Raw genomic sequence first — 13,144 nt, 5'->3', positions numbered from 1 at the left:
TCCACCGTCGCTGACCGGCAGGTGAGGTCAGTCCTCGACTGTAGGGAGTGGCGATGCCTCTCCCTCGGCAGGCCGGAGGAGCAGGTTGCCGCCGATGATCAGGAAACCGATGGCCGCGGCCAGCTGCAGCCAGTGGCCGGGCAGCATCGCCGCCAGGGAGCCTCCGGCGGCAGCCCCCAGCAGGCTGGCCAGGACCAGGGCCGTCGAGCTGCCGATGAACACGGCCACGGGGGCATGGGTCGTGCTGCTCAGGGCCACGGTGGCGAGCTGGGTCTTGTCGCCCAGCTCGGCCAGAAACACCGTGATGAAGGTGGAGGCGATCAGAGGGAGCTGCATCGGTGCGGTCGGGCGGGGGCGGGACAGGTTCAGCGGGGCCGGATCGATCAGGACGGCAGCTCCAGCAGGTTGCCGATCGCCTGCACCCCCAGCCAGAGGCCGAGACCGACCATCAGCACACCCGCCATCCGCTCCAGCCGCTCCGGAGGAAGCACAGTGGACAGCCATCGCCCGATCAGAACGCCCACCAGGCTGGAGCTGGTGAGGGCGAGGGCCGCGCCGGCAAAGACCCAGACCGGCCGGCCCGACTCCGCCGAGAGCAGCAGGGTGGCGAGCTGGGTCTTGTCCCCGAGCTCCGCCAGGAACACGGTGGTGAAGCTGGACAGCACCACGGCGCCGAAGGAGCCGGATCGGCCGCGATCGGCCGCGGCCTTCTCGGCCGAGGACTCCATGGACGGGGTGGTCATCGCTGGCGGAGCCGACGGATCGAGGTGTTGAACTGTCGCATCTCCAGGCTGCGGCCGCCGTAGCCCTGCCGGATCTGCTGGCGACAGCAGCTGCAGGCGAAGTCCGCAGCCTTTTCGGCCGGAACGGCGAAGAGGTCGGCGAGATTCTCGACGCGGCAGAAGAACGGCCGCTCGTCGTAGATGCGGCAGCGACGGGAGCCGGTGTCGAAATGGCGGCACCAGCCGTCGGGTCCCACCATCTCCAGGTAGCTGGCCCGGGCGTCCTCATCCAGTGCGGCCAGGGCCTCCTGGCGTTCACCGGGGTCCAGCCGGCAGCAGGCGCCGCAAGTCGGGCTGCAGCGCCAGCCCCGCAGGGAGGCGTCAACCGGCAGGCGCGAGCCGTCTCCGCCTGGATCACAGACTGCGACGGCTCCGGCCGGTTGTGTCCCCGAGGCCTGCGGGTGTGCTGAGATCATGGGCACGTTGTTGTCTGTCCGGCGCTCCATGGGCCTTGATTTCCAGCTGATCGCCAACTTCGTTGCCCTTGCCCTGATCACCCTGGCCGGGCCGGCTGTGATCTTCATCCTCTTCTACCGCCGCGGCGCCCTCTGAACCGGTTCTGCCGGCGTCACTCTCCGCCGCCGGTCCCGTCCCTGCGCGGCGGGTTGAGCCCGTGGCATTCGGCCAGGGCGTGATAGATCGGCTCGTCCTGGAGCAGCCGGGCGGTGTAGGCCGCCACCACGGCTGAGACCACCAGCCCCGGCACCAGCTGCTGGTCGGCTGCCAGCCGCATGCAGAAGATCACCGTCATCGCCGGCAGCTGGGTGGCCCCCGCCAGGCCGGCCGCCATGCCGAGGGCCAGTCCCAGGTGGGGATCCCCACCGAGAGCGGCCAGCCCGCCATGGCCGAGCACGCCGCCCAGGGTGAGGGATGGATCGATCAGGCCGCCGGGCACGCCTGACGCCAGGGGGATCAGGGGGCCGATCCAGCGGCAGAGCGTCACAGCGAGCGTGCTCAGGACCCCGGCAAGTCCCGCGCTCGAGGGATCCGGGCCACCGGCGATGAACGGGGTGTCGCCATCGAGGAAGGCGCTCATCAACCGTTCCCCGTCCCCGGCGCTCACGCCGCGGCTCAGCAGGGCCAGCCCGGCCAGCCCGAGGCCGAGAACGAGCCCGTAGCGGAGCGGCCGACGGCTCACACGCTTTCGCAGGGCCGTGGTGAGGCGAAGCAGCACCCAGCTGAAGGCCCCCCCCACCAGCCCCACCACGAGGCCCACAGGCACGGCCCAGAGCACCTGCTCCGTCTCCGGGCTGAGGGTGTTCAGCCGACCGAGCGCGAACATCGGCTGGCCGCCCAGATCGCTCATCAGGGCCGCCATGCCGCACACCAGCAGCGACGGCCAGACCAGGGTCATGCTGAAGCTGGAGGTGAGTTCCTCGGCCATGAACACCAGCCCCATCAGAGGGGTGTTGAAGCCTCCGGCCAGCCCCGCGCCGCCGCCGATCGCCAGCAGCTGGGAGGGCGACAGCCTCGGCAGCCAGGAGCCGAGGCGATGCCGCAGGCCATGGGCCACCGCCGCACCCACCTGGACCACCGGTCCCTCCCGTCCGAGCGGCATCAGGGCCAGGCTGGCCACGGTCCAGAGCACGGCCCGCTGCAGCGTGGGCGCGGCACCCATGTCCGCGTTCTCCTCCTGCCGGTCGGAGAGGCTGCGGATGCTCTGGGGAATGCCGGAGCCGGCCCCGTCCCGCCAGGCACCGGCCTGAAGCCGGAGCAGAACAGGCATGGCCAGCAGCGGGCTGAGGGCCAGCAGCACACCGGCGCTGCTCCAGGTGTCGCCCGAATAGGCGGGGAGCAGGCCCAGCAGCTCATCCTGGAGCCGGTCGATCACGTTCAGCGGCCAGCAGGCCAGTCCCACCAGCCCGCCCAGCAGCAGCAGCAGCAGGGTGTGGCGCAGAATCCGCGCCAGCCCGTCGCTCAGGTGCCCCAGGCGCCTCGGCAGGGACGATCCCATTCAGCTCACCAGACCGAGGGCCATGCAGGCATCCTGCAGCAACCCGGCCACATAGGGATGGTCCGGATGGTCCGGGTCGCTCGACGGGCCGCCGCCGGCGCTGAGCGTCCGCTCCAGCTCCTCGCCGCGGGTGTTGCGGATGTGCAGATGCCGCCCGTCGAAGCGGCACCAGTAGCGGCGGTTGCGGCGCTCGAGCACCACCCGGGCCTCGGCGCTGCTCGCGCGCACATCCACCAGTTCCAGCTGGAGCTGCTCCCTGTCGCGGAACCGATTGAGGCTGAGGTGAAAGGCCACATCCACCCACTCCGGCAGCACGGAATCGCCATCCCAGCGCCAGGCGATGCCGCGCTGCCGGCATCCGTCCTGCTCCAGGGTGAGCTGCAGATGGCCGCCCCGCACGCGCCGCTGCTCCACCACCCGGCAGCGGGGCGTCCAGAACAGAGGTCGCTCGTGGCCGATGCCGTGGGGTTCCAGACGCCGGCACCCCTGCCAGAACTCCATGGTCAGCTCCCGGAGGCTCAACCGCACCTCCGGTCGCACCGGTACCGCGGCGCCCGCCCCCTCCAGCCAGCGCGCGCCGGTCTCCAGGAGGCGCTCCCGCAGGGCTGCCACCCGATCGGCGCTGACGGTGAAGCCGCCGGCCGCCGGGTGACCGCCGTACCGCTCCAGCAGGTCGGCCGCCTGCCTCAGCGCCTCATCCACCGCGAAGCCTGCCGGGGCGCGCATCGAGGCCCGCAGGCGGCCGCCCCCCTCGGAGGAGAGGAGCGCCACCGGCCGGCCGTAGCGGTCCACCAGACGTGCGGCCACGATCCCGATCACCCCGTGGTGCCAGTGGGGCTGGGCGATGAACAGGAGCGGCGGCAGGGCCTCGCCATCGGCATCCACCAGGGCCAGGGCCTCGGCCTCGATCGCGTCACAGAGCTCGCGACGCTGGCGGTTCAGCTGATCGCAGTCCCGGGCGCAGGCCAGCGCTTCCTCGTCATCGCTGCTGGTGAGCAGGGTCACCACCCGCAGGGGATCGCCCAGTCGTCCCACCGCGTTGAGCCGCGGTGCGATCCGGAATCCCACCTCCTCGGCCCCGACCGCTTGATCCTCCACTCCGGCCACCTGCATCAGGGCCCGGAGACCCTTCAGGCGGGTTCCGCGCAGCTGCGGCAGGCCCTGGCGGAGCCAGTGGCGGTTGACGCCGGTCACCGGTGCCATGTCGGCCAGGGTCCCGATGCAGCAGAGATCGCGGGCGGGCCCGATCGCCTCCGGACGCCGCGCATGGCGGCAGAGGCTCTCCGCCAGCACATAGGCCAGTCCCACCCCGGCCAGGCCCCGGTAGGGGGACCCGGCCGGGGTCGTGGCGGGATGGAGCAGGGCCAGCACCTGCGGTGGCGGCTGCGGCAGCGTGTGGTGGTCGGTCAGCACCACATCGAGCCCACGCTCGCGGCAGCGCTCAAGGCCGGCCTCGGCGCTGACGCCGTTGTCCACGGTCACGATCAGGCTCACGCCGGCATCCGCGAGCCGGTCGACCATGGCGGCATTGAGGCCGTACCCCTCCTCGGAACGCGATGGAATCGCGGCCAGCGGGCTGGCGCCGAGGCTGGCCAGGGTGCCCACCAGCAGGGCCGTGCTGGTCATGCCGTCGGCGTCGTAGTCACCGCAGATGCCCACCTGTTCCCCCCGCCTGCAGGCGGACCACAACCGCTCGACAGCGCCGGGCAGGTCGGGGTAGTGCAGTTCCGGCGGCTCCGGCTCCGGAGGCTCGAGCAGGGACCTCACCGCCTCGGCGCTCTCGAAGCCCCGCCGGCGCAGCAGCGTGATCAGCGCGTCGGGTAGGGGCAGATCCCACGCCTGCTCCAGCGGAGCCAGGGCGCTGGGCAGCAGCCAGCATCGGGGGGGCCGGGCGGGCAGGGCGGACGCTGCGGATGGCCTCATTGTGCGGTGATCCCGTGCGGCCGGGAGAATGGGACCCTCCTCTTCGGTGCCGATGGCCCCGCCGCCGCAGCCGGCTGCCCTGCTCTGGGATGTGGACGGCACCCTTGCCGAAACGGAGCTGCAGGGGCACCGGGTCGCCTACAACCGGGCCTTCGCCGAGCAGGGGCTGCCTTGGCAGTGGGATGAGCCCCGCTACCTGCAGCTGCTGGAGACCAGCGGCGGCCGCGAGCGCCTTCAGCGCCATGCCCGGGAGGTGGACCACCGGGGCGACCTCGATCTGGACGCGTTGATCGCCGCCAAGCAGCGCCACTACGCGCGGATCGTGGATGGGGGTGAGCTGAGCCTTCGCCCCGGTGTGCGGGCCCTCATCGAGGAGGCGCACGCAGCCGGGGTAACGCAGGCCATTGTCACCACCAGTGCCGGGGCTTCCGTGGATGCCCTGCTGGCGCGGCTGGCGCCGGATCTGGCGCCGTGGTTCACGGTGCGGGTCTGCGGCGAGCAGGTGCGCCGCAAGAAGCCCGACCCGGAGGCGTACCGGCAGGCCCTGCAGGCTCTGCAGCTCCCGGCCGCGCTGTGTGTCGCCATCGAGGACTCCCTCGCCGGCCTCCGGTCCGCCGTGGCGGCCTCACTCCCCTGCGTCCTCGTGCGCAGCGCCCTGTCCCGTCCCGTGCCCTGCCGCGATCTGGCGGAGGCGGGGGCCGCGGCCGTGCTGCCCGAGTTCGATTCCGGCGGAACAGCCCTGACGCCGGAGCACGGCTCCCTGCCGCTGCTGAACGGCCGCCTGAGGCTCCGCGATCTGCAGAGCCTGCTGGCCGCAGCCCCGGATCCCCGCGACCCTGACGGGGCATGACACTTCAGCTCACCCGCTACGAACGGCTCCAGCAGCGCGGCCGCGACGTGCTCGCCGGCTGGCTCGGGGGCACCTGGCGACGACGCAGCTTCTCGATCCTGAGCCTTCTGGGAGGCTTCTACGCCGGCAGCAATCTCACCGTTTACTACCTGCAGAAGATCGGTCAGCGCCCCCTGGTGGTGCTGGTCCTGGTGCTGGTGCTTGAGGTGCTGGTGCGGATCCGCAGCCATCTGCGCCTCACGCCGTCGCCGCTCCCCTGGCTGATGGTCGACAACGCCCGCATCGGCGTGGTCTACGCGGTGGTGATCGAAGCCTTCAAGGTGGGATCGTGATGGCTGCCTGCCCCGGTCCCGGGCCGTTCCCGGCGGCGCCGTACCACCGCCTGCTGGCGTCCGTCGGTGTTCAGGACCCCTCCGGATGGATCGCCCACTGGCAGCGGGAGCCGGCACTGGCCGGTCTGCTCACGAGGCATCACGGCCGCGGCACGTCCCTGACCTGGGGGGTGGTGCTGCCGCTGCTGGAGGCGTTGCGCCGCTCGGCTGCAGCGGGGACCCGGCCGGTGGTCGGCCTGAGCGGTCTGCCGGGCTCGGGCAAGACCACCCTGACCACGCATCTGATCGAGCTGGCGGATGCGGTGGGTCTCCGTCTGGCGGTGGCCTCGATCGACGATCTCTACTTTCCGGGCGAGGAGCTGGAGCGGAGCATGGCGGGCAACCCGTGGCAGGCGCCGCGAGCCCTGCCCGGCAGCCACGACGTGGATCTGCTGCTGCAGCAGCTTGCGCGCTGGCGCTCCGGTGCGCCGCTCCGCCTGCCCCGATTCGACAAGTCGCTGCGCGAGGCGCGGGGTGATCGGACCGGCTGGTGGCAGCGGGAGGCGGATGTGCTGCTGCTGGAGGGGTGGTTCCTGGGCTGCCGCCCGCGGGGCGACACGGAGCTGCAGGAACTGCTGCGGGTTGGGTCCCTGAGCTCGGAGCACGGGCTCGATGCGCCCGAGTCGGCCTGGTTGCTGCGAACCGACCGGAAACTCACCGATTACCTGCCGCTCTGGCAGGAGTTCGAGTCGCTGTGGCTGCTGCGACCACTTCGGCCCGCCCTGACCCGGCGCTGGAAGGCCCAGCAGGAAGCCGGCATGCGCCGCGCCACGGGCCGCTGCCTCAGCGGTGAGGACCGTGAGCGGTTCGTGCGCATGATCCTCAATGGACTGCCCGATGCCCTGTATCACCGCCCGCTGCTGGATGACGGGGCGTCATCGGCCGATGCGGTAGCGATCCTGAGCGGGCGCCGCCGTTGCCTCTGGAGCGGGCTGCTGGCGGACCTTCCCGATGGTGGTTTGGCTGCCGGCGAGCCGGCCGCTGCTCAGCTCTCCTCCTCGGCGGACTCGTCGTCCATCGGATAGACGAAGCCCTGGGCCCGTCCACTGAGAACGGACTTGCCGATCGACAGGGCCCGCTGAGCGGCCACCGAGGCCTTGGCCTTCCAGTGGGCATGCCGCTGGTTGCGCTTGCCTTTGGATGTCTTCTTCTTCGGGACGGCCATGCCGCTCGTGCTGCCAAACCCCGATTGTCCGCTTCGTTCCTGACCTTCGTCAACTGGCTACGATTCCGACTCCGTGCCGGTTCGGGTGTGATTGCAGGTGCCAGCTCGTCGTTCACCGCCGCGCGCCTGCTGTTTCTGACGGCCGCGTCGACGGACGCTTCCGGCTCCAGAACCGCCAGCGCGGAAGCCACCCCCGAATCCTCCCCCGAATCCCCGGCACCGGCCGAGAACGACCGCGGCTTCGGCCTCAGGCGCCGGACCGAGCCACCGGTGCCGTCCTACTCGCAGCTCCTGGCCCAGATCAGTGACGGCGGCGTCAAGGAGCTGGTCCTGGTTCCGTCCCGCCGGGAGGTGATCGCCACCCTCAGCTCCGGCGAGCGGGTGACGGTGCCGGTCTTCGCCGACGACCAGCAGATTCTGCGCACCGCCGAAAGCGCCGGTGTGCCTCTCACCGTGCGCGACACCCGCCAGCAGGAGGCGATGGCCGGGCTGTTCACCAACGGAGCGCTGGTCCTGCTCCTGATCGTGGGCCTGAGCCTGCTGCTGCGCCGCTCCGCCCAGGTGGCCAACAAGGCGATGGGCTTCGCCCGCAGTCAGCCGCGTCTCCAGCCCGAGGGCGACGTGTCGATCCGCTTCGACGACGTGGCCGGCATCAACGAGGCCAAGGAGGAGCTGCAGGAGGTGGTCAGTTTCCTCAAGGAGCCCGATCGCTTCACCCGCGTCGGCGCCCGCATCCCCAAGGGAGTGCTGCTGGTGGGCCCGCCCGGCACGGGCAAGACCCTGCTGGCACGCGCCATCGCGGGCGAGGCCGGTGTGCCGTTCTTCTCCATGGCCGCCTCCGAGTTCGTCGAACTGTTCGTGGGCGTGGGGGCCAGCCGGGTGCGCGATCTCTTCCGCAAGGCGAAGGAGAAGGCGCCCTGCATCATTTTCATCGATGAGATCGATGCAGTGGGCCGGCAGAGGGGCGCGGGCATTGGCGGCGGCAACGACGAGCGCGAGCAGACCCTCAACCAGCTGCTCACCGAGATGGATGGGTTCGAGGAGAACTCCGGCGTGATCCTGCTGGCGGCCACCAACCGCCCGGATGTGCTCGACACCGCCCTGATGCGTCCCGGCCGCTTCGACCGGCAGATCGTGGTGGATCTGCCCGACCGCAGAGGCCGTGAGGCGATCCTCGCCGTTCATGCCCGCACCCGCCCGCTCGCCGATGAGGTGTCCCTGGCCCAGTGGGCCTCGCGCACCCCGGGCTTCTCCGGTGCCGACCTCTCGAACCTGCTCAATGAGGCGGCGATCCTCACGGCCCGGCGCCAGCAGCGCCAGATCGGCAACGACTGCCTGCATGACGCGCTGGAGCGGATCACGATGGGTCTGACGGCTGCCCCGCTCCAGGACAGCGCCAAGAAGCGCCTGATCGCCTACCACGAGGTGGGCCACGCCCTGATCACCACGCTGCTGCCCGATGCGGATCAGCTGGACAAGGTGACCCTGCTGCCCCGCAGCGGCGGGGTGGGAGGCTTCGCCCGCACCACGCCGGACGAGGACGTGCTCGATTCCGGTCTGATCAGCCGTGCCTATCTGAGGGCCCGCCTGGTGGTGGCGATGGGAGGACGGGCCGCTGAGCTGGTGGTCTTCGGCCCCAGCGAGGTGACCCAGGGGGCCAGCAGCGACCTCCAGCTGGTGAGCCGGATCTGCCGCGAGATGGTGACCCGCTATGGCTTCTCCAGCCTCGGCCCTCAGGCACTCGAGAGCGATGGTGGTGAGGTGTTCCTCGGACGCGATCTCGTTCACACCCGGCCCCACTACGCCGAGCGAACCGGTCGCCAGATCGACCTGCACATCCAGGGGCTGGCCCGTCAGGCCCTGCAGGAGGCCGTGGCGCTGCTGGAACCGCGCCAGGCGCTGATGGATCAGCTCGTCGACGCCCTGATCGAACAGGAGACCCTCGAGGGCGAGACCGTGCGCGCCATGGTGGCCGCGTTCGACCGGCAGGGGTCACCCGATCCCGATGCGGCAGGGGCCCCGGACCGAACGGCCGATCCTGTGGCGCTGCGGAGCTGAGGGCGCGCCCGCGCTGGTCCGCTCAGCGGAAGCGGATGTCCAGGCTGCGCAGGAAGGCGTGCAGTCCGGCGTCCTGGATCGGCAGCAGGTAGGCCGGCTCGCCCGCGTCGTTCACATGGCTGTGCCAGAGGCCCGGCGGTGTGATGAACACGCCTCCGGGCTCCCAGTCCACCCGCTGGGGATGGAGGATGCGGCCGTTCTCGTCCAGGTCACGGCCCACCAGGGTGTGGCAGCCCTCCGGTGCGGCGACGATCAGATCGAGCGCCACGGACTGATGCCTGTGGGGCGGCTGCACCGTTCCTCCGGCCACGACGCCGAACATGGCCCAGAGGGTGTGGCTGACCGTGCGGGTCCGGGGCAGGTCCCGGTTGGCCAGCAGGACGCTGACGCGGTTCTCGCTCCCGCTGCCCGGCCGTGCCGCGATCGCCCGCAGCTCCCGCAGGAGCCATTCGGCCGGGTAGTGGCAGGGCTCGAAGCGGGGTGTGGTGGCGGTGGCGCCCAGGTAGTGGAGCAATGGTGCGTCGTGCACCCAGTAGAGAACGGCCTCCTGCTCACCTTCAAGGACGGGAGTGGCTCCGGCAGGGAGCACGAACAGATCCCCCTGCCCCCACTCGATCTCCACCGGGGCGGAGCCGCCGCGCGCCGGGCGCCGGCAGCGCCCCGAGCCCTGCAGCACATAGAACAGGGATGAGGTGGCCTCCGCGGCGACCTCCAGACGGTCGCCGCCGAGCAGGCGGATGAAGCTGGCCGCCAGGGCCGGACTGGTGCAGGGGATCTGGGCTCCAAGTTCCTCGCTGAGGTCCAGATCGATGATCCGGCTCGGCCCGCTCGCGTGGAGCGATGCGCTCCACCGGCGCAGGGGCACCGGCTCGCAGAGGCCCGGACGGATGGGGTTGGCGGCCTGGCGGTAATCGAAGAGCTGTGCCGCAGCGCTGACGTCGGCAGGGGCGGAGGCCGGGGAGAGGGCCATGGCCGGGCACGCATCGAGTGGGCCGAACCCTAGGGAGTCCGTGCGTCCTGTTGGCCAGCTCCCCGGCCGCTGTCTACGGTCCGGTGCAGTTGCCGCGTCAGGGGGGTGAGGGAGAAGGCCCTGCGGCGCCGCCACCTCGTGCTGACGCTGCTGATTGCCCTGGCGGTGCTCGCCGGTGCTGCGGTGCTGGGCAGCCGGGTCTGGATCGAATGGGGCTGGTTCGCCCAGTTCCAGCTCACCGCCGTGCTCCGGCGTCGCTGGCTGTTCCAGCTCGCCGCCCTCGCCCTGGGGCTGGTCGTGGCGGTGGCCGCCGAGGTCTGGCTGTCCCGGTTCTGGCGGCTGAGGGATGCCTCCAGCTCCAGCCATCGTCTGCAGCGTCTGCGCGGCAGGGGCTACCTGGCCGGGCTCGGACTGGCCCTGGTCGCCATGCTGCTGCCCACCCAGCTGCTGGCCCGCATGGCCTGGCGGCTGCTGGAGAGCCCCTTCGATGCCCGCCGTCTGCATGGGCTCGTGCTGCTCGCCGATCAGCCCCTCCTGCCGCTGCTGCTGCTGGCCGGGGTGAGCGTGCTGCCGCTGTTGCGCTGGCCGCGCCTGGGGGGCCGGCTGCTGGTGGCGCTGAGCGGCGTGTTTGCCGCCACGGCCCTGGCTCGCAGCTGGGGGGTCTGGGTGCCGGCACTGGCCGCCGAGAGCGCCGGCCGCACCGATCCGGTGTTCGGAGCGGATCTGAGCTTCACGCTGCTGCGGTTCCCGGCCCTGGCGCTGTTGCTCACGGTCGGGCTGGCTCTTGTGGTGACCCTGCTGGGAAGCGCACTCTGGGGCGCGATGGCCACGCCCCCTCAGCTCAGCGACGGCCGCAGCCAGGGGTTCAGCCGCCGCAGCCTCGATGCGCTGCGGCCGCCGCTGGCCCTGTTCGCGGCTCTGGTGGCCCTGTCCTTCTGGCTGGCCCGCCACCAGCTGCTTCTGAGCACGAGCGGCAGTGTGCCGGGAGCCGGCTGGCTGGACCTCCATCTCTCCCTGCCGCTGCGCACCGCCGCCTCTCTGGTGGCAGGCGCCGCCGCGCTGCTGCTGCTCTGGCCGCTGCGGCAGGAGGGACGGCGGGGGCCGGCCGTGGTGGTTCTGGCGCTGCTGGTTCCCCTGTTCAGCGTGATCGAGTCGCTCCTCTTCCCCCTGCTCCAGGCCCTCTACCTGAGGCCGCGGGAACTGGTGCTGGAAACCCCCTACCTGGCCCGATCGATCGAGGCCACGCGACGGGCCTTTCAGCTCGATGCCATCCGCACCCGCTTCGTGACCCCAAGGGAGCGGCTGACGCGCCGGGATGTGGAGAGCAGCGAGGCGACGATCCGCAACATCCGCCTCTGGGACAGCCAGCCCCTGCTGGCCACCAACCGTCAGCTTCAGCAGCTGCGGGTCTACTACCGCTTCTCCGATCCGGTGGTGGACCGCTATCAGCTGAAGCCGCCCGGTCGTGCCGGCCGGCAGCAGGTGATCATGGTTCCGAGGGAGCTCGACCAGGCCGCACTGCCCGAGCGCTCCCGCACGTGGTTGAACCGGCACCTGGTGTTCACCCACGGCTACGGCTTCACCCTCTCGCCGGTGAACACGCGCGGGCCGGATGGGCTGCCCGAATTCTTCATCCAGGATCTCGGCGCCTCCACCCGCGTCAGCGGCTCGCCCCAGCTGGGCATCAGTGCGGAGCGGGTGGCGGAGACCATCCCGATCGGCCGGCCGGCGCTCTACTTCGGCGCGCTCCCCTCCCCCTACGCCCTGGCGCCGAGCGGTGTGGAGGAGTTCCACTACCCCCAGGGTGACGACAACGTCTACACCCATTACGACGGCCGGGCTGGGGTGCCGATCGGGCGCTGGTGGCAGCGGCTCGCCGCCGCCCTGTATCTGGGGGAACCCAAGCTGCTCACCCGCGGCTCTCTGCGGGAGGACACCCGACTGCTGCTGCGGCGGGAGGTGCGGGCCCGCCTGCGGGCGATGGCCCCCTTCATCCGTTTCGATGCCGAGCCCTATCTGATTTCGGTGTCGGTTCCGGGTGATCCGTTCTTCTCAGCAGAGCAGCATCAGTACTGGGTGGTGGACGGATTCACCACCAGTCGCAGCTACCCCTACAGCGCGCCGGTTCCCAGCGATCCGGACATCCGCTACCTGCGCAATGCCGTCAAGGCGGTGGTGGATGCGTACAACGGCAGCGTGCGGCTGTACGTGAATGAACCGGACGATCCCGTGATCCGCACCTGGCAGCGGATGTTCCCGGAGCTGTTCGCGCCTCTGCAGAGCATGCCGGCCGCCATTCAGGCCCATGTGATGTACCCCCGCTTCCAGTTCGAGCGTCAGACCGAGCAGCTGCTTCGCTATCACGTCACCGATCCGCGTGTGTTCTACAGCGGCGACGACGTGTGGCAGGTGCCGCAGGAGCTCTACGGTCGCCGCCAGGTGCCGGTGGAGCCTTACCACATCAGCGCCCAGCTGGACAGCTCACTCCCGCCCGAGTTCCTGCTGCTGCAACCGCTCACGCCTCTGGCGCGTCCCAACCTGGCGGGTTGGCTGGTGGCCCGCAGCGACGCGCCGAACTACGGCGAGCTGGTGCTGCTGCGCTTCCCCAGTCAGACCCCCATCTACGGTCCGGAGCAGATTCAGGCCCTGATCAACCAGAACCCGCTGATCAGTCAGCAGTTCGGGCTCTGGGACCGGGCGGGATCGGAGGTGATCCAGGGCAACCTGCTTGTGGTGCCCGTTGGCGAAGCACTGCTTTATGTGGAACCGGTGTATCTGCGGGCCCGCAACGGCGGCCTGCCCACCCTCACCAGGGTCGTGGTGAGCGATGGACGTCGCATCGCCATGAAGAACAGTCTGGAGGAGGGAATCGACGCGCTGCTCGATCCCGCGCAGTCCGTGCCGGCAACGGTTCCTCTCGATCAGCCCCCCGGAGCGACCGGCGGTGTTGCGGACAGCCCGGAACCCGGCGGTGGGACGACCGTCCCATGACCGCCCGGCTCTGCGGCGTGTTGCCGCTGTGGACGACCGGCGACCGGAGGGCCTGAGCCCGTGCCGGTCGCCGGCGGCTG

Annotated in this window: 13 protein-coding genes; 6 read left to right on the top strand and 7 right to left on the bottom strand. The window is 71.0% G+C overall.

The window, feature by feature from the left end; all coding sequences use genetic code 11:
• Window positions 1-27: 27 nt before the first annotated feature.
• Genes EVJ50_RS05395 through EVJ50_RS05385 form a run of 3 tightly spaced genes read right to left on the bottom strand, consistent with a single transcriptional unit; the run spans window position 28 to window position 1,228 of the window.
• Complete coding sequence (locus EVJ50_RS05395) at window positions 28-336, bottom strand: TMEM165/GDT1 family protein (protein ID WP_150882750.1); 309 nt, start codon at window positions 334-336, stop codon at window positions 28-30.
• A gap of 47 nt (window positions 337-383) precedes the next feature.
• Window positions 384-728: a TMEM165/GDT1 family protein gene (locus EVJ50_RS05390; protein ID WP_150884883.1), complete on the bottom strand. Its 345-nt coding sequence runs from the start codon at window positions 726-728 to the stop codon at window positions 384-386.
• An 11-nt stretch (window positions 729-739) separates the two neighbouring features.
• Complete coding sequence (locus tag EVJ50_RS05385; protein ID WP_370455606.1) at window positions 740-1,228, bottom strand: YkgJ family cysteine cluster protein; 489 nt, start codon at window positions 1,226-1,228, stop codon at window positions 740-742.
• Here EVJ50_RS05385 and psb30 point away from each other — a divergent pair.
• Window positions 1,227-1,334, top strand: a complete 108-nt coding sequence (gene psb30 / locus EVJ50_RS05380; protein ID WP_150882748.1) for a photosystem II reaction center protein Ycf12/Psb30 — start codon at window positions 1,227-1,229, stop codon at window positions 1,332-1,334. The genes EVJ50_RS05385 and psb30 overlap by 2 nt on opposite strands.
• Window positions 1,335-1,350: 16 nt before the next feature.
• On the opposite strand, the gene EVJ50_RS05375 is transcribed toward psb30, so the two are convergent.
• Both EVJ50_RS05375 and recJ read right to left on the bottom strand, forming a co-directional pair.
• Window positions 1,351-2,736, bottom strand: a complete 1,386-nt coding sequence (locus tag EVJ50_RS05375) for a chloride channel protein (RefSeq protein ID WP_150882746.1) — start codon at window positions 2,734-2,736, stop codon at window positions 1,351-1,353.
• A complete protein-coding gene (gene recJ / locus EVJ50_RS05370) occupies window positions 2,737-4,659 on the bottom strand; it encodes a single-stranded-DNA-specific exonuclease RecJ (protein ID WP_150882744.1) in 1,923 nt (640 codons plus the stop codon). It abuts the gene before it with no gap.
• 52 nt (window positions 4,660-4,711) lie between these two features.
• Here recJ and EVJ50_RS05365 point away from each other — a divergent pair, with 52 nt between their 5' ends.
• The 3 genes from EVJ50_RS05365 to EVJ50_RS05355 are packed head-to-tail and all read left to right on the top strand — an operon-like array spanning window position 4,712 to window position 6,905.
• The gene (locus tag EVJ50_RS05365; protein WP_191964877.1) at window positions 4,712-5,509 is read left to right on the top strand and encodes an HAD-IA family hydrolase; all 798 of its coding nucleotides are present in this window, start codon (window positions 4,712-4,714) and stop codon (window positions 5,507-5,509) included.
• Complete coding sequence (locus tag EVJ50_RS05360) at window positions 5,506-5,841, top strand: DUF565 domain-containing protein (protein WP_150882741.1); 336 nt, start codon at window positions 5,506-5,508, stop codon at window positions 5,839-5,841. Before EVJ50_RS05365 ends, EVJ50_RS05360 begins: the two co-directional genes overlap by 4 nt.
• A complete protein-coding gene (locus EVJ50_RS05355; protein ID WP_150882739.1) occupies window positions 5,841-6,905 on the top strand; it encodes a hypothetical protein in 1,065 nt (354 codons plus the stop codon). Before EVJ50_RS05360 ends, EVJ50_RS05355 begins: the two co-directional genes overlap by 1 nt.
• Here the strand turns inward: EVJ50_RS05355 and rpmF are convergent.
• Window positions 6,866-7,045, bottom strand: a complete 180-nt coding sequence (gene rpmF, locus EVJ50_RS05350) for a 50S ribosomal protein L32 (RefSeq protein ID WP_150882737.1) — start codon at window positions 7,043-7,045, stop codon at window positions 6,866-6,868. The two genes, EVJ50_RS05355 and rpmF, sit on opposite strands and share 40 nt — an antisense overlap.
• Window positions 7,046-7,315: 270 nt before the next feature.
• On the opposite strand from rpmF, the gene ftsH reads away from it, so the two are divergent.
• Window positions 7,316-9,103 carry an ATP-dependent zinc metalloprotease FtsH gene (gene ftsH, locus EVJ50_RS05345; RefSeq protein ID WP_304622902.1) on the top strand — a complete coding sequence of 596 codons (1,788 nt, stop codon included), beginning with the start codon at window positions 7,316-7,318 and terminating at the stop codon, window positions 9,101-9,103.
• Window positions 9,104-9,125: 22 nt separating this feature from the next.
• Here the strand turns inward: ftsH and EVJ50_RS05340 are convergent, their stop codons facing one another.
• Complete coding sequence (locus EVJ50_RS05340; RefSeq protein WP_150882733.1) at window positions 9,126-10,073, bottom strand: cupin; 948 nt, start codon at window positions 10,071-10,073, stop codon at window positions 9,126-9,128.
• Window positions 10,074-10,178: 105 nt separating this feature from the next.
• Here EVJ50_RS05340 and EVJ50_RS05335 point away from each other — a divergent pair, with 105 nt between their 5' ends.
• A complete protein-coding gene (locus tag EVJ50_RS05335; protein ID WP_225323100.1) occupies window positions 10,179-13,064 on the top strand; it encodes a UPF0182 family protein in 2,886 nt (961 codons plus the stop codon).
• The last annotated feature ends 80 nt before the right edge of the window (window positions 13,065-13,144 follow it).

This window comes from Synechococcus sp. RSCCF101, assembly GCF_008807075.1.
GTDB lineage: Bacteria > Cyanobacteriota > Cyanobacteriia > PCC-6307 > Cyanobiaceae > RSCCF101.
This window is presented reverse-complemented; position numbering and strand designations above follow the sequence as displayed.